This is a genomic window from Mesorhizobium sp. B1-1-8, from assembly GCF_006442795.2.
GTDB lineage: Bacteria > Pseudomonadota > Alphaproteobacteria > Rhizobiales > Rhizobiaceae > Mesorhizobium.
On sequence record NZ_CP083956.1, the window covers coordinates 3,700,223 to 3,722,040 of the forward strand.

General features: G+C 62.9%; 16 protein-coding genes and 1 tRNA gene. 9 read left to right on the forward strand and 8 right to left on the reverse strand.

Going from position 1 to position 21,818, the window contains the following annotated elements; translation table 11 throughout:
* Positions 1-6: 6 nt before the first annotated feature.
* A complete protein-coding gene (locus tag FJ974_RS17975) occupies positions 7-4,317 on the forward strand; it encodes a cytochrome P450 (RefSeq protein WP_140534767.1) in 4,311 nt (1,436 codons plus the stop codon).
* Positions 4,318-4,336: 19 nt separating this feature from the next.
* On the opposite strand, the gene FJ974_RS17980 is transcribed toward FJ974_RS17975, so the two are convergent.
* Complete coding sequence (locus FJ974_RS17980; RefSeq protein ID WP_140534764.1) at positions 4,337-5,023, reverse strand: Crp/Fnr family transcriptional regulator; 687 nt, start codon at positions 5,021-5,023, stop codon at positions 4,337-4,339.
* 555 nt (positions 5,024-5,578) lie between these two features.
* Between FJ974_RS17980 and FJ974_RS17985 the strand changes: the two genes are divergently transcribed.
* The 4 genes from FJ974_RS17985 to FJ974_RS18000 all read left to right on the forward strand — a co-directional run bounded on the left by FJ974_RS17985 (position 5,579) and on the right by FJ974_RS18000 (position 9,880).
* Positions 5,579-5,749, forward strand: a complete 171-nt coding sequence (locus FJ974_RS17985) for a hypothetical protein (protein ID WP_181177192.1) — start codon at positions 5,579-5,581, stop codon at positions 5,747-5,749.
* A gap of 255 nt (positions 5,750-6,004) precedes the next feature.
* Complete coding sequence (locus tag FJ974_RS17990; RefSeq protein ID WP_226891291.1) at positions 6,005-6,574, forward strand: (2Fe-2S)-binding protein; 570 nt, start codon at positions 6,005-6,007, stop codon at positions 6,572-6,574.
* A gap of 1 nt (position 6,575) precedes the next feature.
* Positions 6,576-7,598 carry an FAD binding domain-containing protein gene (locus FJ974_RS17995; RefSeq protein WP_140534759.1) on the forward strand — a complete coding sequence of 341 codons (1,023 nt, stop codon included), beginning with the start codon at positions 6,576-6,578 and terminating at the stop codon, positions 7,596-7,598.
* Between the two features lie 2 nt (positions 7,599-7,600).
* Entirely contained in the window at positions 7,601-9,880 is a 2,280-nt protein-coding gene (locus tag FJ974_RS18000; RefSeq protein WP_140534756.1) for a xanthine dehydrogenase family protein molybdopterin-binding subunit, read from the forward strand.
* Between the two features lie 43 nt (positions 9,881-9,923).
* Here the strand turns inward: FJ974_RS18000 and FJ974_RS18005 are convergent.
* Positions 9,924-9,998: transfer RNA gene (locus tag FJ974_RS18005), tRNA-Val, on the reverse strand.
* A gap of 127 nt (positions 9,999-10,125) precedes the next feature.
* Positions 10,126-10,806, reverse strand: a complete 681-nt coding sequence (locus FJ974_RS18010) for a phosphoglycolate phosphatase (protein WP_140534754.1) — start codon at positions 10,804-10,806, stop codon at positions 10,126-10,128.
* A gap of 146 nt (positions 10,807-10,952) precedes the next feature.
* On the opposite strand from FJ974_RS18010, the gene rpiA reads away from it, so the two are divergent.
* The 3 genes from rpiA (at position 10,953) to gor (ending at position 13,809) form a co-directional block, all read left to right on the forward strand.
* Positions 10,953-11,684 (forward strand): ribose-5-phosphate isomerase RpiA, encoded by a 732-nt coding sequence (gene rpiA / locus FJ974_RS18015; protein ID WP_140534751.1) that lies wholly within the window; start codon positions 10,953-10,955, stop codon positions 11,682-11,684.
* Positions 11,671-12,300, forward strand: coding sequence for a DUF2059 domain-containing protein (locus FJ974_RS18020; protein WP_140534748.1), 630 nt, complete (start codon positions 11,671-11,673; stop codon positions 12,298-12,300). Before rpiA ends, FJ974_RS18020 begins: the two co-directional genes overlap by 14 nt.
* Positions 12,301-12,420: 120 nt before the next feature.
* The gene (gene gor, locus FJ974_RS18025; RefSeq protein WP_140534746.1) at positions 12,421-13,809 is read left to right on the forward strand and encodes a glutathione-disulfide reductase; all 1,389 of its coding nucleotides are present in this window, start codon (positions 12,421-12,423) and stop codon (positions 13,807-13,809) included.
* Between the two features lie 40 nt (positions 13,810-13,849).
* On the opposite strand, the gene mgtE is transcribed toward gor, so the two are convergent.
* The 4 genes from mgtE to FJ974_RS18045 form a co-directional block, all read right to left on the reverse strand.
* A complete protein-coding gene (gene mgtE, locus FJ974_RS18030; protein ID WP_140534743.1) occupies positions 13,850-15,214 on the reverse strand; it encodes a magnesium transporter in 1,365 nt (454 codons plus the stop codon).
* Positions 15,215-15,495: 281 nt separating this feature from the next.
* Positions 15,496-17,388 (reverse strand): ABC transporter ATP-binding protein/permease, encoded by a 1,893-nt coding sequence (locus tag FJ974_RS18035; protein ID WP_181177191.1) that lies wholly within the window; start codon positions 17,386-17,388, stop codon positions 15,496-15,498.
* A 498-nt stretch (positions 17,389-17,886) separates the two neighbouring features.
* Complete coding sequence (locus FJ974_RS18040) at positions 17,887-18,567, reverse strand: DsbA family oxidoreductase (RefSeq protein ID WP_140534738.1); 681 nt, start codon at positions 18,565-18,567, stop codon at positions 17,887-17,889.
* Between the two features lie 39 nt (positions 18,568-18,606).
* On the reverse strand, positions 18,607-20,427 hold the full coding sequence (locus tag FJ974_RS18045; RefSeq protein ID WP_140534735.1) for an extracellular solute-binding protein: 1,821 nt from the start codon (positions 20,425-20,427) through the stop codon (positions 18,607-18,609).
* A 292-nt stretch (positions 20,428-20,719) separates the two neighbouring features.
* Between FJ974_RS18045 and FJ974_RS18050 the strand changes: the two genes are divergently transcribed.
* Positions 20,720-21,340, forward strand: a complete 621-nt coding sequence (locus FJ974_RS18050) for an invasion associated locus B family protein (protein WP_140534733.1) — start codon at positions 20,720-20,722, stop codon at positions 21,338-21,340.
* Between the two features lie 80 nt (positions 21,341-21,420).
* Here FJ974_RS18050 and hspQ read toward each other — a convergent pair whose 3' ends face one another.
* A complete protein-coding gene (hspQ, locus tag FJ974_RS18055) occupies positions 21,421-21,744 on the reverse strand; it encodes a heat shock protein HspQ (RefSeq protein WP_181177190.1) in 324 nt (107 codons plus the stop codon).
* Positions 21,745-21,818: the final 74 nt, after the last annotated feature.

Here is a 21,818-nt window from a genome sequence, read left to right on the forward strand (position 1 = left end):
ACGCGCATGATCAAGATCAAATATTTCGCCGCTGTGCGGGCAGCCCAGAAAAGCCAACGCCCTATCGCCGAAATGCCGCCGTTCGACATCAACCGGCTTCGTTCCAAGGACGGCCTTGCGTCCCGCATCGCAGGCTTCTTTCTCAGCGATCCGCGCTGGCTGCTGGCGCTGCTGCGCCGTTTCTGGCCGAACCTTGCATTCGGCAATTTCCTGCTCGTCACCAAGGGCGCCGACGTGCGCGACATACTGGAGCGCGGCGATGAATTCGAAACGCCCTATGGGCCGGAAATGGCGGAACTGGCAAGAGGGTCGAACTTCATTCTCGGCATGCAGGACGGCGCCGCGTACCGGCAGATGAAATCGGCAGTGCTGAGTGCGTTTCCGCCGGCGGAAGTCGAAAGCGCCGTCAGGCCGATCGCCGAGCGGCATTCGCGCGACATCATGACCCGCGCCAGTCCCGGCTTCGACGCCATTGCCGGACTGATGAAGATCGTGCCGGTGCGCATCTGCCGCGACTATTTCGGCCTCGAGATCGACGACGAGACCGAGTTCGCCGACTGGTCGATCTCGCTCAGCGCGCTGTTCTTTTCCGACCCGACGGCCAGCGCCACCACGCGCCAGCTGGCGATCGTCGGCGGTGACCGGCTGATCAAGGTCATCGACCGCTCCATCGCCGCGATCAGGGACAAAGGCGGCAAGGACGACCGGTCTCTGGGCCGTCTCGTCGCGCTTATGGACCAGGGGCGCCTATCGCTGGCCGATCTCCACTCCATCATGCTCGGCATGATCGCCGGCTTTGTTCCGACCAATGTGCTTGCCGGCGGCAATTGCCTGGAGGTGATCCTGTCGCGGCCCGATGCGCGTCAGGCTGTCGATGCGGCGCTTGCCGCAAACAGCACCGAGAAGCTCGACCGGGCGGTGCTCGAGGCCATGCGTTTCAAGCCGATCTGGGTCGGCCCATGGCGTTATACCGCGCGCGACGCGACCATCGGCAAGGGGACGCGTCGCGAGCGGCTGGTGAAGGCCGGAACGGTGGTGATGCCGGCGACGCTCTCGGCCATGTTCGATCCTGAAATCGTGCAAAGGCCAAACGAGTTCGATACGTCGCGTCCGCATCGCGACTATATGGTTTTCGGCCACGGCATTCATCTGTGCATCGGCGCCGAGATTGCCCGCATCCAGATCGGCGAATGCATTCGCGCCCTGTTCAGCAAGCCGAAACTCAGCCGCATGCGCGGCAGGGCCGGAAAAATGGTCAATGTCGGCGCCTATCCGGCGAGCCTCAAGGTCGATTTCGAACGCTCGAAGTTCAGCCGCACGGTCGATCAGTCCATGGTGACTGTGGTCTGCCCGGTCAGGCGCGGGGTGCCGCTCGATGCCGCGCGCGACAAGGTCGAAGCGCTCGGCAATCCGGCAATCGACGAGCTTGGCCAGGCGCTCGACACGGTCGGCTCAATCCATTTCACCAGCCTGGCCGTCGCCGCCACCGGCAAGGACGAGGCGTCGGGCCTCGAATCCGGAGCGCTGGTATTTGAAATCTCCGGCGACGGCAGCGCCGATGACGTCATTGCAGCGCTCACGCATGCCATCGGGCAGCGGCTGAGGCCGATCTTCAGGGACGTGTGCGGCCTGCCCGACGGCGACTCGCTGGAGGACTTCCTGAAGAAGCACCACATCGAGATATCGCCGTCCTTCGGCAGCACTGCCGGGCTGGTTTTTTCGGGTACGCCGGGGCACTCGGTGCAGCGCATCAGGGCCGAGGCCAAGCTTGCCGACAGCGTGCGCGATATCGCCGAAAGGCCGCGCACCGGCACCGGCGACGCTCCAGCGGTGCTCGCCGAGGCGCGCCGCCATGTCCAGGCGCTGGGGACGTTCCCCTGGGCTTTCGAGCCGGCCGAGAGTCTCCTGGAAAGGCCGCCGGGGCGGTGGTGGAACGCCTTTAAGACGACGCTGCTGGTCCCGCCGGTTCTCGCGACGCTGGCGATACTCCTGGCTGCCGGCTGGTATATGACTTACCACCTGGTATTCGGGAGGGTTGTCGACATAAGCTCGATCTCGGTCACCGGCATAGCCATCGCCGTGACTTCTCTTGTGCTGGCACTGGCCGGATTGTTGATTTTCGCGATGCTGTTGGCGCTTCTGGGCCTATGGCTGCTGCAACGCCTCGATGACCGGGACCAGCCGCAAAACACCTCGATCGGGATAGAGGCGCTGGACAGGATCCTCGCCCATGAGGACCACGCCGCCCAAAACCATCTGACGGCGATCTCGACGATGAAGGCCGGCATCCTGCGGCGGCTGGCGCTCAGGTTTTCCTTCTACCTGATCTCGATAGCAGCGCAGAAAGTGTTCAAGCCGGGCTTTCTCGCTACCATCAACACCATCCATTTCGCCCGCTGGGTGCTGCTCCCCGGCTCCAATAAGCTGATGTTTTTCTCCAACTATGGCGGCAGCTGGGAAAGCTATCTGGAGGACTTCATCGCCAAGGCATCCGAAGGCCTGACCGGCGTGTGGAGCAACACCGAGGGCTATCCGCGCACACGCTTGCTCTTTCTCGACGGCGCGCGCGACGGCGACCGCTTCAAGCGCTGGGCGCGGCGCCAGCAGGTGCCGACCCTGTTCTGGTACTCCGCCTACCCGGATCTCAACACCACGCGCATCCGCATCAACTCCAGGATCAGGCGCGGCATTGCATCGGCCACCGGCAATGAGGCGCGCGACTGGCTGAGCCTGTTCGGCTCCTTGCCGCGTCCGCAGGCGAGGGCCGCGGACGCGGCAAGTCCCTCCACGCCACGTGCTTGGCCGGTTGAAGAGCTGGAATCCGGCGAGATCCAGTCGATCTTCTTTGGCCCTTTCGGCGCGCTGGGTTATGCGCATATGCTGGCCATCCAAGTGCCCGAGAACCTGCCGAAAACCAAGCGCAAGGCCTGGCTGGATTTCGTCATCGCGCAAACGAGTTTCGGCGACGGCGTGCCTGCCGAACGAGCCATGACGGTGGCCTTCGGCCCTAAAGGACTCAAGCGGCTGGGGCTGGAAGGCGGCGTCGACGACGATCCGCTGGACACGTTCCCCGTCGCCTTTCGCCACGGCATGGGCAATCCCGAGCGCAGCCGCATCCTCGACGAAACCGGCCCCGACGCACCCGACAAATGGCAGTGGGGCTCGCTTGAAAAGCCGGTGGACGCGGTCATCGTCTGCTATGCGGGCAGGCCGGATAGCCTGAAGACCGAGATTGCCGCGGCGAAGCGGCAGACGACCGGGGCGGGGATGAAAATCGTCGCTGAACTGCCGCTCGTCATAAACCGTGAACCGCCAAAGGACGGCGCGAAAGCTCCTCAGACTGCAAAGGGTGACGAAGCCGCAAGGCATAGCGGCAAGCCAGAGCGCCCCCGCGCGTACGAGCATTTCGGCTTTGTCGATGGCGTCTCGCAGCCGGTCGTGCGGGGCACGGCGCGCGCCAACAAGGGTGCGGCGCCCATGCATCTGGTCGCGCCGGGCGAATTCCTGTTCGGCTATCGCGACGAGCACGGCTTCTATCCGGCTTCGCCCTCGGTGCGGGCAGCGCAGGACCGCACCGGCATCCTGTCGCAGGTGCGGCGCAACCGGCAGGTTCCCGGCCAGCCGCCGCCGCCGCGCGACTTCGGACGCAACGGCTCCTTCCTTGTCGTGCGGCAGTTCGAACAGCATGTCGAATTGTTCGACAGTTATTGCAGGCAGGCGGCGGCGCGGGCCGCCCGCGAGACCGCCGATCCGGCCATCACACCCCACTGGGTCGCCGCCAAGATGCTCGGCCGCTGGCAGGACGGCAGCTCGCTGGTACGCAATCCCGACGGTCGTCAGGGCCGCGGCGCGGACAACGACTTCGCCTTCGGCGCCGAGGATCCGCAAGGGCATCGCTGCCCGCTCGGTTCGCATATACGCCGTTCCAACCCGCGCGATTCGCTTGGCGAGGACCGCGAGACGCAGATCGCGATCGGCAAGCGCCACCGCATCCTGCGCGTCGGCCGCACCTATGAGAAGAAGGGCAAGGACGGGAAGGTCGAGAAAGGCCTTCTCTTCATGTGCCTCAACGCCGACATCGAGCGTCAGTACGAATTCATGCAGCAGACCTGGGTTTCGTCGAGCTCGTTCCAGGGCCTTGTCGGCGAAAAGGACCCGATGATCGGCGCACGCAACGGCGATGGCCGGTTCTCGATCCCGTCTTGGGAGAAGGTCACGGTGCTGAAGGATATGCCGCAGTTCGTCACCACAAAGGGCGGCGGCTATTTCTTCATGCCGAGCCGCTCGGCACTGCGCTACCTGATTTCACGGCTTTGATTCGGGGTCTGGAAATTGGTCAACCGTCGTCCTGCGAATCGGCGATCTGGTTCAAGGCGGCGGCGTTGGTTATGCGCAGTCCGCCGCGCTTGATGGCGATCATCTGCCGGTTGCGCCAGTCGTTGAGCGCCTTGTTGACCGATTCGCGCGTCGCGCCGAGGAACTCGCCGAGCTCCGACTGGGAAATCGGAATCCAGCCGGCAGGATCAGCCATGACACCGCTCAGGAATACCAGCCGCTTCGCCAGCCTGGCTTCGATGCCGAAAAAGGCCTGGTCGCCCAGTTCGCCGCTGACCCAGCGCAGCCGGGCGCACAGCAACCCGATCATGGCGCGCGCGAGCGGCGGGTTTTTCTCAATGCGATCAAATAGTTGAGCGCGACTGAGGGAAACCAGCTCGCAGGCTGTGAGGCAGATCGCGGTCGCCGTTCGCGGTCGTCCGTCGAGCGCGCCGATCTCGCCGACAAGGCTGCGCGAGAGCTCGATATTGGCCACCAGCTTCTGGCCGCCCGGCGAATAGATCGAGATTTCGACGTTGCCGTTCAACACACCGTAGATGCGGTCGGCGGCATCTTCCTGGACGAACAGATGCTGGCCGGCGGCATAACGTTCGACCTTGCAGCCGGCAAAAAGCAGGTCGAAGTGACCGGGATCGATCCGCGCCAGGCGCGACAATGCGCTCCGGTCATCCGCGCCGGCTGTGGACATGATGCGATTCCGCCTCTCTTCGAGGGGGAATTGTAGGACAAGTGCGTGCTCGATCAAAGCTTCCTCTCCTTCGTGACGGCATTGCGGATGCAATGCCTCTCGGCCGGTCACGAAACAGTCGTGGGCGCTTCGTGAGCCGGCAAATTTCAGCGAACGAAAGGCAGGTCTGGCGGAACCATGCCCAAATATTCGAAACGCCATCCGCGCGCGTGGCGGGAGGTGGCCATCGCACGCGGACAGCAAAACTGAAAATGGTTAGGTGCTCGATAGCCCCTGTCGAGGAACGACCCCATTTTCAGGTTCGGGAAGCCCATCTCAGAACCTGTGCATCGCGCAAAGGGTCATCGCCACCCGGGTGCGGTTATCTGTGCGCGTTTCTCCCGCGCCGTATGTGAAGGCATTCACAGAAGTGCGTCCCGCGCGGCGCGATTGTCATTTTAGCAGCGAGGGCACTTTGTTCATATTCCGCGGCCAATTGTCGAAACTCGAAAACTGCTTTATGGAGCGATCGGCTGATTGAGGGCGGCCATCCATCCTGTTTGCGTAGGTTGCCCCATGCCCGATGAATTCTCGCGCATAATCGCATTTCTTGCTGTGGTCATGGCCCTGCTGTTCGCCGGGATTCATTTTCATCACGGCAACATCTTGGCCACCCTCTACTTCATGACCGGCGCCATCCTGGTGACGGCCGTGACGCATCTGAATGTGCGCAGAGGTCTGATTTAACAGCCACGCCAGTGTGGACGGCTCCAGTGTCAAATCGCGGCAGGGCAAAGCTGTCGCGTTCGAGCCTGCGTGTCCGGACTAGAAGTCGGTGTGCGCGCACAGAGTCAAACTTTTGTGAGATACCGGGATTCTGCACGGGGACGTTCGGAACAATGCTCCGGCTGGATGGTTAGCGCCAATGATCAGCCAGCCATGGAGCGAGCCATGTCCCAGTCTTCCGCCTCTAGCGCCAATGGCCTCAGCCGACGAAGCTTCATGACCGGCACTGTTTCGGTCGCCGCCGCGGCGCCGATGCTCGCCTCCGCGGCGCAGGCCGAAACGCCGGCAGCATCCCCGTCAAAGCTCAGGGAAACCGTCGTCACATCGCTGCGGATCAACAAGCAGCCCTACGAGCTTTCGCTCGATCCAAGGACGAGTCTGCTCGACGCCCTGCGCGATCATGTCGGCCTGACCGGGACGAAGAAGGGCTGCGACCACGGCCAGTGCGGCGCCTGCACGGTTCTCGTCGACGGCAAGCGCGCGCTCTCCTGTCTCAGCTTCGCGGTGATGAACCGGGGCAAGGAAGTAACGACGGTGGAAGGACTGGCCTCGAGCGACGGTAAATTGCATCCGATGCAGCAGGCCTTCATCGATCACGATGCCTTTCAGTGCGGCTATTGCACGCCGGGCCAGATCATGTCGGCGATCGGCTGCGTCAATGAAGGTCACGCCGGTTCCGAGGATGATATTCGCGACTATATGAGCGGCAACATCTGCCGCTGCGCGGCCTATCCGAACATCGTCGCGGCAATCATGCAGGCGCGCGATGAGACAAGGGGGGCTTGAGATGCGTCCCTTCGTTTACGAGCAGCCAACGAACGTATCCGCCGCTGTTGCGGCTGCATCCCGATTTACTTCCGCCGACGACCAGCCGACACAAGCGAACGCGCAGTTCATTGCCGGCGGCACCAACCTTGCCGATTACATGAAGCTCGGTGTCGCACAGCCGAACAGACTGCTGGACCTCAACCGGCTCGCCGAGCCGGCACTCCGGCAGATCAGGATTACCGATGACGGCATCCGCTTCGGTGCGCTGGTGCGGATGGGGGAGGCCGCAGACAACAGCGAGGTCAAACGCCGCTATCCGGTGATCGCCGACAGCTTGCGGCTGGCGGCAAGCGGTCAGATACGCAACATGGCCAGTCTTGCCGGAAACATCCTGCAGCGCACGCGCTGCGAATATTTCCGCGAGACCTCCTGGCCTTGCAACAAGCGCGCGCCGGGCTCCGGCTGCGCGGCGATGGAGGGCTTCAACAGGCAGCATGCGGTGCTTGGGACCAGCGATGCCTGCATCGCCACCTATCATGGCGACTTCGCCCAGGCGCTCATCGCGCTCGATGCCGTGGTTCATGCGGAAGGCTCACGCGGCGCGCGGAAAATTTCATTCGCCAAGCTGCATCGGCAACCCGGCGCCACGCCGCATATCGAGACCGAGCTGGCGGCCGACGAGATCATCACTGCCATCGAAGTGCCGGCCATTTCATGGGCTCGCCGTTCGCTCTACCTGAAAATCCGCGATCGCGAATCCTATGCCTTTGCGCTGGCCTCGGCGGCCGTCGCGCTCGACCTCGACGGTGACAGCGTGCGCGAAGCCCGCATCGCGCTTGGCGGCGTGGCGACGGTCCCGTGGCGCGCCCGAGCGGCTGAGGAGGCCTTGCAAGGCAAGACGCTCGACGAGGCGTCCGCCAAGACAGCTGCTGATGCTGCCTTTGCCGACGCCGAACCGCGCCAGCACAACGGATTCAAAATAGAGCTCGGCAAGCGAACGCTGGTGCGGGCGTTACTCGAAACCCGCGACATCAAGGTGTGACCATGGACGCAGCCGCTCCAAGACCCAAGGACAATCAAGGCGAACCGCTGCCGCGTATCGATGGGCGGTTGAAGGTTACTGGCCAAGCTCACTATCCGGCAGATCTGCCGACGGCCAACATAGCCTATGGCGTACTTGCAACGAGCAGCATCGCCAAGGGCAGGGTGACCAGGCTTCATCTCGATGAGGCTCGCGCAGTGCCGGGCCTGCTCGATATCGTGACATACGGTGACATGGACAAGGTCGACAGGCCGAAGTTTGGCAACGGCAGTGCAACCTCGGTCGGACCGCTGCACGACCGGGCGATCTTCCACGATGGCCAGATCATCGCGCTCGCCGTTGCCGAGACTTTCGAGGCGGCCGAGGAGGCAGCGCAACTGATCCGCGCGGAATACGAGGAGCAAGAACCGACAGCGAGCTTCGATAGCCCCGGAACGAAGACCATTCCCGCTGCCGGCAAAAGCCCGCTGTTCAAGGAAGACGTCAAGGCCGGCGATTTCGATGCCGCCTATGCCGCCGCTCCGGTCAAGATCGACGCACGCTATTCGACCCCGACGCAGCATCACAATCCGATCGAGCTGTTCTCGACGACGGCGATGTGGCAAGGCGATCAACTCATCGTCCACGAGCCGTCCCAGAATGTCACCGGCTGGAAGGTCGAACTTGCCAGGCAATTGAAGATCGATCCGGCGAAAGTGCGGATCGTCAGTCCCTATATCGGAGGCGCATTCGGCTCGAAGGGACCGATGACATCGCGCACAGCGATCGTCGCTGTTGCCGCCAGGCGTCTCGGCCGGCCGGTGCGTTGCGTGACGAGCCGCATGCAGGCCTTCGGCACCCAGACCTACCGGGCCGAAACCCGGCATCGAGTCCGGATCGGCGCCGGCAAGGACGGTCGCATCACCGCCTTCGCGCATGAAGGCTGGGAAATGACGTCTCGTACGGACGATTATGTCGTCGGCGGCACTTCGGCTACCGGCCGCATGTATGACTACGGCTCGGTGCTGACGCATGTCTCGCTGGTCCAGGCCGACCGCAACACGCCGGGCTATATGCGTTCGCCGCCAGAGACGCCCTACGTCTTCGCCCTGGAGAACGCCATGGACGAGATGGCGGTGGCGCTCGGCATGGACCCTGTCGAATTTCGCCGGATCAATGAACCGAAGCAGGAGCCGATCGGAAAGAAGCCCTTCTCCAGCCGCTCGCTGGTCCAATGTTATGACCAGGCGGCGGATGCGTTCGGCTGGGCGAAGCGCGATCCTAAGATTGGTGCGATGCGCGAGGGCGACTGGCTAATCGGCGTGGGCTGCGCCACAGCCATCTATCCAACCGCCGCGGCGCCTTGCGCGGCGCGCGTTCGCCTCTCCGTCGAGGGCGATGTGCGCGTGCAGTGCGGTTCGCATGAAATCGGCACCGGCGTGCGCACCGTCGCCGGCCAGATGGCCGCGGAGCGTCTTGGCGTCGGCATCGACCGGGTGAATGTGGAGATGGGCGACAGCAGCCTGCCGCCGGCGCCGGTATCGGGCGGCTCGATTTCCACCGCGAGCGTGTGTTCGGCAGTGCTCAAGGCCTGCGACGCGATACGGACCAAACTCTATGCCGCCGCAACGGCCGAAGGCGGCCCGCTGGCCGCTTCCCATAATGAGGAACTGGACCTTCGGGGCGGCAAGATCGTGGCGAAAAGCGGCGCATCGGCCAAGGTCGAGGATGTTTTCAAGACCATGCAGGCGGGGGCGATCGAGGAATATGCCGAGTTCGCGCCCAAGGGCGCGACGCCCGAGGCGCTGAAGAAGCTCTATGCCGGCCTGCCGGAATTCCATGGCGGCGAGTACGACGAGGATTCGGTGAAATACGCCTTCGGCGCCGAATTCGTGGAGGTTCGCATCAACAATTATACAAAGGAAATCCGCGTGCCGCGTATCGTCGGCGCGTTCGCCGCCGGCCGCATCATGAACACGCGCACAGCGCGCAGCCAACTGATGGGCGGCATGATCTGGGGCATCGGCCAAGCGCTGCACGAGGCGACGGAGGTCGACAGACGCTATGCCCGCTATGTGAACCGCGACCTCCAGGATTACCTTGTACCGGTCAATGCCGACATCAAGGATTTGCAGGTCATCCTGGTTCCGGAGATCGACCATGCGGTCAATCCGGCCGGCGTCAAGGGATTGGGAGAACTGGGCAATGTCGGCACGGCAGCCGCGGTTGCAAGCGCTGTCTATCACGCGACAGGCAAGCGCATCCGCGACCTGCCGATCAGGATAGAGCAGCTGATCGCCTGACAAGCCGGCCGCGGGGCTCGGTAACCGTTATCAGGAAGGCAGATGGTGGGCGATGCAGGGATTGAACCTGCGACCCCACCCGTGTGAAGGGTGTGCTCTCCCGCTGAGCTAATCGCCCGCTCGTTGCCCGAAGGCCAAGCGAGCCGCGATATAAGGGAGGCGGGCTCTCGAAGTCAAGGCAATGTGGGGGGCGATCTGCAGGGACTGAATTGCGCCGGCTTCAGCAGATTTAGGTATGGCGAGGCTCAGCGCGCGGCGGCGATCAGCCGGTCCGCCAGCCCGGTTGTCAGCGTGTCGAAATGCGAGATCACCAGCGTCGGCTCGAACTCGCGCACATGGCGGTCCGTATAGCCGAAATCGACCGCCACTACCGGAATGCCGGCCGCCTTGGCGGTGTCGATGTCGGTCTGCGAATCGCCCACCATCAGCGCGTTGTGCGGATCGCCGCCGGCCAGCTTGATCGTCTCGGTGAGATGGCGCGGGTCAGGCTTGCGGAAGGCAAAAGTATCCTGGCCGCAGATCGCCGCGAAATACTTTGACATGCCGAGCGCGCCGATCAACGTCGCCGAATTGGCTTCATATTTGTTGGTGCAGACCGCCATCAGATAGCCGGCAGCCTGAAAACGGTCCAGGGCGGCAAGAACGCCAGGGTAGGGACGGGACTTTCCGGGGATGTTCACCGAATAATGATCGAGGAAAATCTTCAGCAGCCGGTCGTGCTCTTCGGCCATCAGCGCCTTGTTCTGGGCGGCATGCGCGCGCTCGATCATGACGCGGCCGCCATGGCCGACGAAGCGTCTGAAGCCGGCTTCGTCGACGGCGGCGACATTGCCGGCCGCCAGGCTGTGGTTGAGGCTGTCGAGCAGGTCCGGCGCCGTGTCGATCAGCGTCCCGTCGAGGTCGAACACGATGATCGGTGGGGTCATGGCCAGTCCTGCGGCAAATTGAATTGCCGCAGCCGATACAGGCTGCGTTGGGTTCAAGCAAGCGAGCTGCATCGGTTCACAGAACCTTTGACGGGCGAGGCAAAAATGCTAGGACGCGCGCCAAACCAGCGAATTGCGGGTGGGGCATGGACGCAAGGCAGTTGAAGGTCGAGGCAGCGCGGGCAGCGCTCGCCCATGTCGGCAGCGGCATGCGGCTCGGCATCGGCAGCGGCACGACGGCGGAAGAGTTCGTGCGGCTGCTGGCCGAGAAGGTCGCAACCGGCCTCACCATCGTCGGCGTGCCCACCTCCGAGCGCACTGCATCACTTTGCCGCGAGCTCGGCGTGCCCCTGTCTACCCTGGAGGAAACCCCCGAGCTCGACCTTACCGTCGACGGCGCCGATGAGGTCGATCCGGCGCTGACGCTGATCAAGGGTGGCGGCGGCGCGTTGCTGCGCGAAAAGATCGTCGCTGCCGCCTCCGAGCGCATGATCGTCATTGCCGACCAGTCCAAGATGGTCGAAACCCTCGGCCGCTTTCCGCTGCCGATCGAGGTCAACAAGTTCGGCCTGCGCGCCACCGAGATCGCGGTCCGCGCGGCTGCGGCAAGCCTCGGCCTTTCCGGGCCGATTACATTGAGGATGACGGGCAGCCAGCCATTTGTTACAGACGGCGGCCATTTTATCCTCGATGCATCTTTTGGCCGCATTCCGGATACAAGAGCGCTTTCGAATGTTCTCCACGCCATTCCAGGCGTGGTCGAGCACGGTCTTTTCATCGGGCTGGCGTCAACGGCCATCATCGCCGGCGGCGACGGCATCCACACCGTCCATGCCGCCCGAAAACCAGGGAGTTCTATCGACCATGATGTTGCATAAACGGGTTCGCCGTCTGTCGGCCATTCTGGCGGCTTCCGCCGTTCTTGCGCTGTCGTCGCCGGCGTTTTCGCAGGATGTCAGCGAATCGCACCTCAAGGCGGCGCGCGCCGCGGTTGCCGCTATCCACGCCACCGACCCGTTCGACAATATCCTGCCGCAGGCCGCCGCCGCGCTCGAAAACCAGCTGATCCAGAAGAACCCCGACATGCAGGAGCTGATCGGCAAGACCGTCACCGAGAAGGCGATGGCGCTGGCGGCGCGCCGCTCCGACCTCGAGAAGGAGGCGGCACTCGCCTACGCCAAGGTGTTCTCCGAGAAGGATCTCAACGATATCGCCGCCTTCTACAGCTCCGATGCCGGCAAGAAGCTGCTGGACAGCGGTCCGGCGGTAACGCGCGACCTCGTGAAGGCCGCCGACATCTGGCAGAACGGCGTTGCCCGCGATCTCGCCCAACAGGTCGGCGAAACGCTGGCAGCGGCTGCGAAGGCGGCTGCGCCGGCCGCGCCCGCTGCTCCGGCGGATGCCACTGCCCCTGCCGATGGCTCCGCCCCTGCGGATGGCTCAGCCCCTGCGGATGACTCGGCACCGGCCGACGGATCGGCTCCACAGAACTGATCCGCATCTCGACCAGTCTGCACGGTCGCTGGACCACAGAAGCCCGGGTTTCCCGGGCTTTTCTTTTGGTCTTTTGCAGCCTACCTCTGAGGTCCCTTTGTTTCGCAGGAGCCCATCCCGATGGCTGGATACGACTATGATCTTTTCGTCATCGGCGGCGGCTCGGGCGGGGTGCGGGCGGCCCGTCTGGCGGCAGCGCTCGGCAAGCGCGTCGCCATCGCCGAGGAATACCGCTATGGCGGCACCTGCGTCATCCGCGGCTGCGTGCCGAAGAAACTCTATGTCTACGCCTCGCAATTCCCAGAGCATTTCGCCGACGCGGCCGGCTATGGCTGGACGGTGCCCGAGGCAAGCTTCGACTGGCCGACGCTGGTCGCCAACAAGGACAAGGAGATCGCGCGGCTGGAGGCGATCTACAAAAGGAACGTCGAGGGCGCCGGCGGCGAGACGTTTCATTCGCGCGCAGTGCTGGTCGATCCGCACAGCGTTTATCTCGTTGCCGAGGATCGCACCGTCACCGCCGACCAGATCCTGATCGCCACCGGCGGCCGGCCGGCGCCGCACCCGGCGCTTGCCGGCCACGAATACTGCATCTTCTCCAACGAGGCCTTCGATCTCAAGCAGCTGCCGAAGGCGATCATGATCGAGGGCGGCGGCTACATCGCCGTCGAATTCGCCAATATTTTTCATGGGCTCGGCGTGGAGACCACGCTCGTCTACCGCGGCAAGGAGATCCTGTCGCGCTTCGACATGGATCTGCGCCGCTCGCTACACGAAACCATGGAGAAGAAAGGCATCAGAATCCTTTGCCACGCGGTTTCGGAATGGGTGCGCAAAAACCCCGACGGCAGGCTGGACGTGCTGCTCTCCAGCGGCCAGATGCTGACGGCCGACCAGGTGATGCTCGCCATCGGCCGCATTCCCAACACCGAGAATATGGGGCTCGAAGGTGTCGGAGTGGAGCTCGGCAAGACCGGCGCGATCGTCGTCGACGACTATTCGCGCACCAGCATCGACAACATCTGGGCGATCGGCGACGTCACCCATCGCGTGCAGCTGACGCCGGTCGCCATCCATGAGGCGATCTGCTTCGTCGAGACCGCGTTCAGGGGCAATCCCACTTCGCCAGACCACGACACCATTCCGACAGCGGTGTTTTCGCAGCCGGAGATCGGCACCGTCGGCCTGTCTGAGGACGAGGCGGTCAAGCGCTTCCCCGATATCGAAATCTATCGCGCCTCTTTCCGCCCGATGCGGCACACGCTGTCGGGACGCGACGAGAAGATGCTGATGAAGCTGGTGGTCGACGGCGTTTCGAGGAAGGTGCTCGGCGCCCATATCCTTGGACCGGACGCCGGCGAGATGGCGCAGCTTCTCGGCATTCCGCTCAAGGCCGGACTGACCAAGGACGATTTCGACCGCACCATGGCCGTGCATCCGACCGCGGCTGAAGAACTGGTGACCATGTACAAGCCGACCTACCGGGTGAAGGACGGCGAACGCGTGTGAGTTCCGCCGCCGGCAAGGCCGGCAGCGATGAATAATGCGGTCAAAGCAGCGTGCCGCGCAGGATCACCAGCGCCACCGAAAAGTAGATCACCAGTCCGGTGACGTCGACCAGCGTGGCGACGAACGGCGCCGAGGCGCTCGCCGGATCGAAGCCGATGCGTTTCAGCGCAAAGGGCAGCATCGATCCTGACAGCGAGCCGAAGGTGACGATGCCGACCAACGCGGCACCCACCGTCGCCGCAATCAGCATCCAGTGCGCACCGTAATCGTAGAGGCCGAAATACTGCCAGAGCGCGATGCGGCAGATGCCGACGACGCCGAGAATCGAGCCGAGCACAAGGCCGGTCGGCAGCTCGCGCAAGGCAACCCGCCACCAGTCGCCAAGGCCGATCTCGCGCAGCGCCAGCGCGCGGATGACCAGCGAGGTCGCCTGTGAGCCGGAATTGCCGCCTGAGCTCATGATCAGCGGGATGAACAGGGTGAGCACGATCGCCTTCTCCAACTCGCCCTCGTAGCTCTGCATGGCGTTGGCCGTCAGCATCTCGCTGAGGAACAGCGCGCAGAGCCAGCCGCCCCGCTTCTGGATCATCGCAAGGAAGCTCATCTTCATATAGGGCTCGTCGAGCGCCTCCATGCCGCCGAAACGATGCACGTCCTCGGTCGTCTCCTCGATCATCGTGTCGATGATATCGTCGATGGTGACGATGCCGATGATCTTGCCGTGGTCGACCACCGGCAGGGCAAGCAGGTCGTATTTGGAGATCGTCTGCGCCAGGGTTTCGCGATCGGTCAGCGGGGTGACCGTCACCGGAACGCGATCCGGCGCCACCGACAGGATCGAGTCGTCCGGTTCGCCGGTGATGAGACGGCGCAAGCCGGTCGAACGCAGCAGGAGCTGCGTTTCGGGGTCGACGATGTAGATCGCGTAGACGGTTTCGCGCGTCCGCTCGACCTTGCGGATGTAGTCGAGCGTGCGGCCGACGGTCCAGTCCGAGGGCACGCTGAGATACTCGGTCGTCATGATCGAGGCCGCGCTGCCTTCTGGATAGCCCAGAATGGCAAGCAGCTCCGTGCGCAGCGGCGGCGCCAGCGCGGCGAGCAGTTCGGAGCGGGCCGGTTGGTCCAGATCGCGCAGAATATCGGCGGCGCGGTCGACCGACATGGCGGTCAACAGCTTGCTCGCCTTAGCGCGCGGCAAGGCTTGCGCGAGTTCCGGGGCGCTGTCGAGCTCCGGCTGATCGAAGATCTCGACCAGCCGCTCGAACGGCACCGCGCAAAGCAGCTCGATGGCCGTCTCGCGCGGCTCGCGATTAAGCGCCTCGACGACGTCGGCGACGTGATCGTTGGCGAGAACACGGGCAATGGCGACGGCTTCGTCGTCCAATACGGGGGCAAATTCGTTCATGGCTCACTCCTTGCCGTCCGGCAGGACGTGAGCCGTCAGGTCACGTCAGGGCGGACGGCGGTTGCGTTCGACTGTGACTGTCGCCAGGCATGGCGGTTAGACCTTTCTGCTCGCGGGTTTCGGGTTCCAAATTCAGCGAGCCGGCGCAACATAGGAGGGCTTCCTGGCGAGTCAATCGCAAGGAGTCGGGAAAACGGGCGTGGAGAGGCCGGATCGCGAGACTGTGATCGACGGCGGCTGTCCTCACGCCGCACGCTTCGAGCAACCGCTTGGCGCGGCTGCTATTTCTGCTTCAGCCGGCGCGAGAAGCGCAGCCATTTGTCCTCCGCCGGCTTTGGCTGCGCGAGGATCGTCGTGAGCTCGCGGGGCAGGGTGGGAACGAGCGGCTTCTTGGTCGCGACGCCATCGGCGATGGCGACGACGCTGTGGTAGAATTCTTCGCCCGAGAGCGAGCGCGGCGGCACCGCCTCGTGCATCACGCTGATCACCGTGACATCCGGGCAATTGTCCTTGATCGCCTGGTGGAAGGCGATCTTGCCTTCGGGGTCGAGCGCGCCGGTCGCTTCGTCGAGGAACAAAAGTCCTGGCTGCTGCAGGATGATGCGGGCGACCACCAGCTTCTGCTTTTGGCCGCCGGACAGAACCTGGTCCCAGATCTTGCCCTCGCGGCTCTCGTCGGCCAGATGCTCGATGAAGTCGCCAAGGCCGGCCTTGTGCAAGGCCGATGCCACCTGCGCGTCGCTGTGATCGTTCTCGGAGCCTGGGAGGCAGACCAGCTGCTTCAGCGAAACCTGCTGCAGCTTGACCTCCTGGGCGGCGTAGAAGCTGGTGATCCCTTCCGGGAACACGACGGTGCCGCGGCCGTAAGGCCAAAGCCCGTTGATCGCCTTGATCAGCGAGGTCTTGCCGCAGCCCGACTCGCCCTTGAGGAAGGTCCACTCGCCGCGGCGGAAGCGCAGATTTGCGGCGCTGAGGAAGGGCGTGGCGTCCTCGCCCTGATGCGCCAGTTCCAGCTTCTGGATGGTCAGGCCGAACACCGGATTCTGGCTGCTGTAAACGAAATCCGAGCGACCGGTCTGACGGTAGAACTCCTGCGGCTGCTGGACGTTTTCAATCGCGTTGGCGAGCTCGGTCACGCGCTGGCTGTTGGCCCTGAGTGCCGCAATGGCCGGCATCACATGGATGAACCACGAGCACTGGCTGATAAGCTGGGCTACCATTTCGGAGCCGGTAATGTAGCCTTTATAATCCAGGCGGTTATGGATGAACGACACCAGGCCTGGCCCGTAAGCAACAATGCGGCCCCCGATGAAATTGTAGATCAGCTCGAATGACGTGTAGCTGTTGTTTACGATATTGAGCCGGCCCCAGGTTTTGTCGATATCGACATAGAGCCTGTCGTGCATCGACTTTTGCACGTTCTCGCCATGCGAGGCGGCGACATGGAAGCTGCGGCGCAGGAACGTCGTCAACTCACTGCGGTAGCTGCCCTCGGCTTTCTGCATGCGGATGTTGAGACGCTCCAGCATGCTGCCGAGCTTGACGGCGATCCAGGTGTTGAGCGGCACGTAGACGGCAACCGCCAGAAAGGAGAGGACGGCGCTGCCATAGCTGCCAAGAAATTCCAAACCTTTGACCTCTACTGACGACTGCAGCAGGTTCTGGCCGATGAAGTAGAGCGAAGTCGCAACGCCAAACACGCCCATGGCGAGGCCGATCGCGCCGCCGGTCATATCCTTGATCGATTCCTGAATGCGCTGGTCGATGTTGTCGGGTGCCACGATGCCGCCAGCCGCCGAACCATTCTGGGCATGGAAATGGGTATGGTTGCCGTCGAGCAGAGCCTGGTTGAACTGGCTGTTCAGCCAGCCACGCCATTTTCGGTGCAAGGTTGCAGAGACAAGACCTCGCACGCCGGTGAAGCCGGCATCCTTGAGCACGACCAGCAGCACCAATATGCCGGCATTGGTCAGAATTGCCTGCAGTGGGTGGGTATTGGCGGCATCGTGGAGGAAGGCGATCGAATTGCCCAACTCGCCCAATGCTACGGCAAACCATACGCCCGCCTTGCTGGACAGCGCCGTGAGCAGCGCGATGACGAGGGTGAGGGTCCAGGCTTCCTTCCAGCGGTCGGAGAACCAGTAAGCCCGCATCAGCCCCCAGAAGGTGCGCATTGACGAAACCGGCGTCAGGGGCGAGGGCTTGGGTGCCTCGCCGGGTAGTTCTGCCGGTATTGTACGTCCTGGTCTGTCGACCCGAATCACTATCCCGCCCAAACCTTTTTTAGTTTTGTTACACAGAGTAACACCAATTGATCATTTTCTATTAATTTTTCTGCCCCCCGACTGTGAACCGGGCCACGCGCCGTTGCAGCAAGGCAACAGAGGGCTTCGACCGGCCTGATGCTGCCGACCGGAATTGGCGCTTTATTTCATAAGGTTAAATAGCGTGCGCGGCGTGACATGATGCTTCCCTAAGGGAAGCTGAAAACACGGTTTTGTGAACAAAAATCTACTGCCAGCGATGCGAATTTCCCACTGCACGCCGGCCGGGACGGCCGAAAAAGTGCCGTCCATGATCTCTTCCGGCTTGCCCGAATCGTCCTCCCGGGGCCGCGAAGTGACCGGAACTTGGGGGTGCCGGCGGCGTCGTGTCTGTCGGTGACGATCCGTTCAATCCACCGTTTCCAGCTCTCCGCGCGCCTTGGCCTGAGCGACCTGCCGAATGGCGTCGGCGAGCGTGTCGGCATCCTGGGCGCCCATCACCGCATATTTGCCTTCGAGCAGGAAGCAAGGCACGCCGGTGATGCCCATGCGCGATGCGGTCGCGATCTCGGTGCGAACGGCATCGACATCGGCATCCGTCGGCAGCAGCGTCTCGACCACCGTGGCATCCATGCCCGCCTCGCGGGCTGCCTCGACCAGCACGACGTGATCGCCGAGATCAGCGCCTTCCTCGAAATTCAGCTGGAACAGGCGGCGCACCAGCCGGTTCTGCACGTCCTCGCCGGCCGCGCCTGCCCAGCGGATGACGCGGTGCGCGTCGAGCGTGTTGGGCGCGACCTTGATGGCGCCGAAGGCAAAGCCGATTCCTTCGGCTTCGCCGAGCGGCTCGATGCGGGCATGGATCTGGCGGATACGCTCCTCGCTGCCGAATTTGCCCAGCATGTATTCGCGACGGTCCATGCCTTTAGGCGGAATGGTCGGGTCGAGCTGGAACGGCCGCCAGCGCACATGCACGTCGACGTCACTGGCGGCGGCAATCGCCTTGTCCAGCCGCTTCTGACCGATGAAGCACCAGGGACAGACGACATCGGACACGACATCAACGGTGATCGAGTTCTCGGCGCTCATAAATCGTCTCCTTGTCCTGGGATCGATTGGGCCCTGGGATCAGTTGGGCTTTCGCCACCAGGCCGGCAGCTGATAGCCGAATATGGGGGTCTTTTGCGGATGGTCCAGATAATTCCAGTAAGCGACCCATTGCTGGGTGTTGTACTGCATCGGCACCATGTAGTTGCCCGAGATCAGCAACCGGTCGAGGACACGCACGGCCGCGACATAGTCTTGCTTGGTTCGCGCCCTCAGCATGGCGTCCATAGCGGCATCTATCGCGGGATCGGCAACACCGGCCAGGTTAAAGGAGCCTTCCCTTTTGGCTTCCGAAGATCCCCAGCGAAAGGTCTGCTCGATGCCGGGAGACAGTGAATTGCTGAAGCCGCTGGATCCGACCAGCACTTCGAAGTCGAACCGCTGCTTGCGCGACTGGATCTGGTCGCCGTCGAGGCTGCGGATTGAGACGTTGATGCCGATTTTCTCCAGGGTGCGCTGGTAGATGGCGGCGAGCCGCTCTTCATCCTGCGAGGAGGTCAGTATCTCGAAGCCGAAGGGGTTTCCCTGCGGATCGCGCATGGTCCCGTCCTCAATGCGGTAGCCAGCGCTTTTCAGCAGCCCGAAGGCCGCTTTCAGGACCTTGCGGTCCTGGCCGGAGCCGTCGGTGACCGGCGGCCGCCAGGTTCCGTCCATGACGTCGGCGGGCACGCGGCCGGGATAGGGGGCAAGCAATGCCTTTTCCCGGTCGTCGGCCGGATGGCCGAGCGCTGAAAGCTCGGAATTCTGCCAATAGCTCATGGTGCGGTTGAACTTGCCGCCGAAAAGATTCTTGTTCGCCCATTCGAAGTCGTAGAGCATGCCGAGCGCGCGCCGCACGAGCGGATTGGAAAATTTCGGCAACCTGGTATTGAACAGGAAACCAGTCACCACCGGCGGAATGCCGGTGTCGAAGTTTTCCGCCTTCACCTCGCCCCTGTGGAAAGCCGGAAAGTCGATATCGCGCTCGCGCTTGACCGGATCGGTTTCCTCGTCGGTGGAGCAGATGCCTTTCTTGAACGCTTCCGTCCTGGCGTTGGCGTTGAGGAAATATTCGATGGTGATCTGGTCGAAATTGTCGAAGCCGCGCTTGGCGGGCATGTCCTTGCCCCAATAGTCGGGATTGCGCTTGAAGACGATGCGCTGCCCGGGCTGTATCTTGTCCACGGTATAGGGACCGCTGCCAATCAAAGGCTTCAGCGTGGTCTTGTCGAAGGTCTCCTTGTCGAAGGCATGTTTCGGGATGATCGGCGTCAGCGCGATGATCAACGGGAATTCGCGATTGGCTTTGTCGTTGAAGGTGAACTTCACGCTGTGCTCGCCGGTCTTCTCCAGCTTGGCGATCAGGCTCATGCGGTCGCTGTAGGGCGGGCGGCCCTTGTCGGTGAAGACATCATAGGTGAATAGCACGTCGTCCGGTGTGACGGGCTGCCCGTCCGACCACTTTGCGTTGGGGTTGAGATGGAACTCGATGCTCTTGCGCTCCGGATCCATGTCGGCGCTGTCGGCAAGCAGGCCGTAGAGGCTGAAGGGCTCGTCGTAATTGCGCTGCATCAGCGGCTCGAAGACGAGGTTGCCGTAGACCGTGTCGATCATGCCGCGCGCCGTGGTGCGCAGGCTTTTCAAGATGAACGGGTTCAAATTGTCGAAGCTGCCGACGACGCAATAGGTGATGCTGCCGCCTTTCGGCGCGTCGGGATTGACGTAATCGAAATGCGCATAGTCAGCCGGCAGCGCCGGCTCGCCCTGCATGGCAATGCCGTACTTCGGCTCCGACTGGGCCGGAAGCAGCGAAAGGGCCAGAAACGAGGTCGCGGCAATCAGCCGAACGAGAACGCGGTCCATGACCGTCTCCTTGCCGGGCGGTTTTGTGATTCGCCATGCACCCTAGAGCATTTCGCCCGCCGATTGAATCGGCGCGCCCAAGGAGTCGCTGTCCAGGCAGACCGCTGCCAGCGGAAGCGTGCCTGCGACACGAGCCCGTCAAGAATCGCGGAGAGCGGGCTGGATTCGGCATCGCCGGCAGTGTAACACGCGCACCGAAGTCATGCTGTTGCCTCATTTCGGCAACAGGTAGCGGGACCACACGGCGCGAAGAAGCCGGTCTCCGGGATCATTTGAGAGGAAAGTGCACCATATGACGATCAACGCGTACCGCCTTTCGGTGCTGGCCGCAGGCGTGGTCGGCTTCCTGGGCGCCGGGCTTTTCACCGCCTCGGCGCAGCAGCAGCCGCAGATTCCGCAGGGCTGGTTCAAGGCCTGCACCAAGCAGGAAGACGTCGACATCTGCAATGTGCAGAACATCGTCACCGCCGGCAACGGCCAGCTCGTCACCGGCATCAGCCTGATCGAGCTGAAGGGCAAGGTGAACCGCAAGGTGTTCCAGGTCACGGTTCCGACCGGCCGCCTCGTTCCTCCCGGCATCGCTTTGCAGATCGACACCGGCAAGGCGCAGAAGCTCGACTATGTGATCTGCTTCCCCGACCGTTGCGTCGCCGAAGTGCCGCTGAGCGACCAGCTCGTTGCGTCTTTCAAGAAGGGCCAGGCGATCACGCTGACTTCCATCAACTTCCAGAACCAGCCGAACCCGATCAAGGTCGCGCTGACCGGCTTCAGCGGTGCCTTTGACGGCCCGCCGCTGCAGCAATCGGACATCGAGGACCGCCAGAAGAAGCTGCAGGACTTCGTCGCCAAGAATAACCAGGATTTTGCCAAGAAGCTCAAGGAAGAGCAGGACAAGGCGAAGACGGCCAACTGATCGTTCGAAGAAATTTCTCCGGACTGCAAAAAGCGGGGCAAAATCCCCGCTTTTTTTGCGATTTTTTCAGTGCGCCGGCTTCAGTGCTTCAATTGGCGCTTCGGCTCGTAGCGGCCGTCCGGCAGCTTGTCGAACATCTCGCCGATCTGCGGATGCCGGACCGGCTCGCCCGTCCGGTCCTCGAGCAGGTTCTGCTCGGACACATAGGCAACGTATTCGGTTTCGGAATTCTCGGCGAGCAAATGGTAGAAAGGCTGGTCCTTGCGCGGACGCACGTCCGCGGGGATGGCTTCGTACCATTCTTCGGAGTTGGCGAACTGCGGATCGACATCGAAGATGATGCCACGGAACGGGAACAGCCGGTGGCGAACCACCTGTCCGATCGCGAATTTGGCTGTTTTCATCATACTCACCACTTGGGGCTTTCGCTGCGAGCGAAACGCCCTAACACCTTGAAATTACGCGTTACGCCACCAAA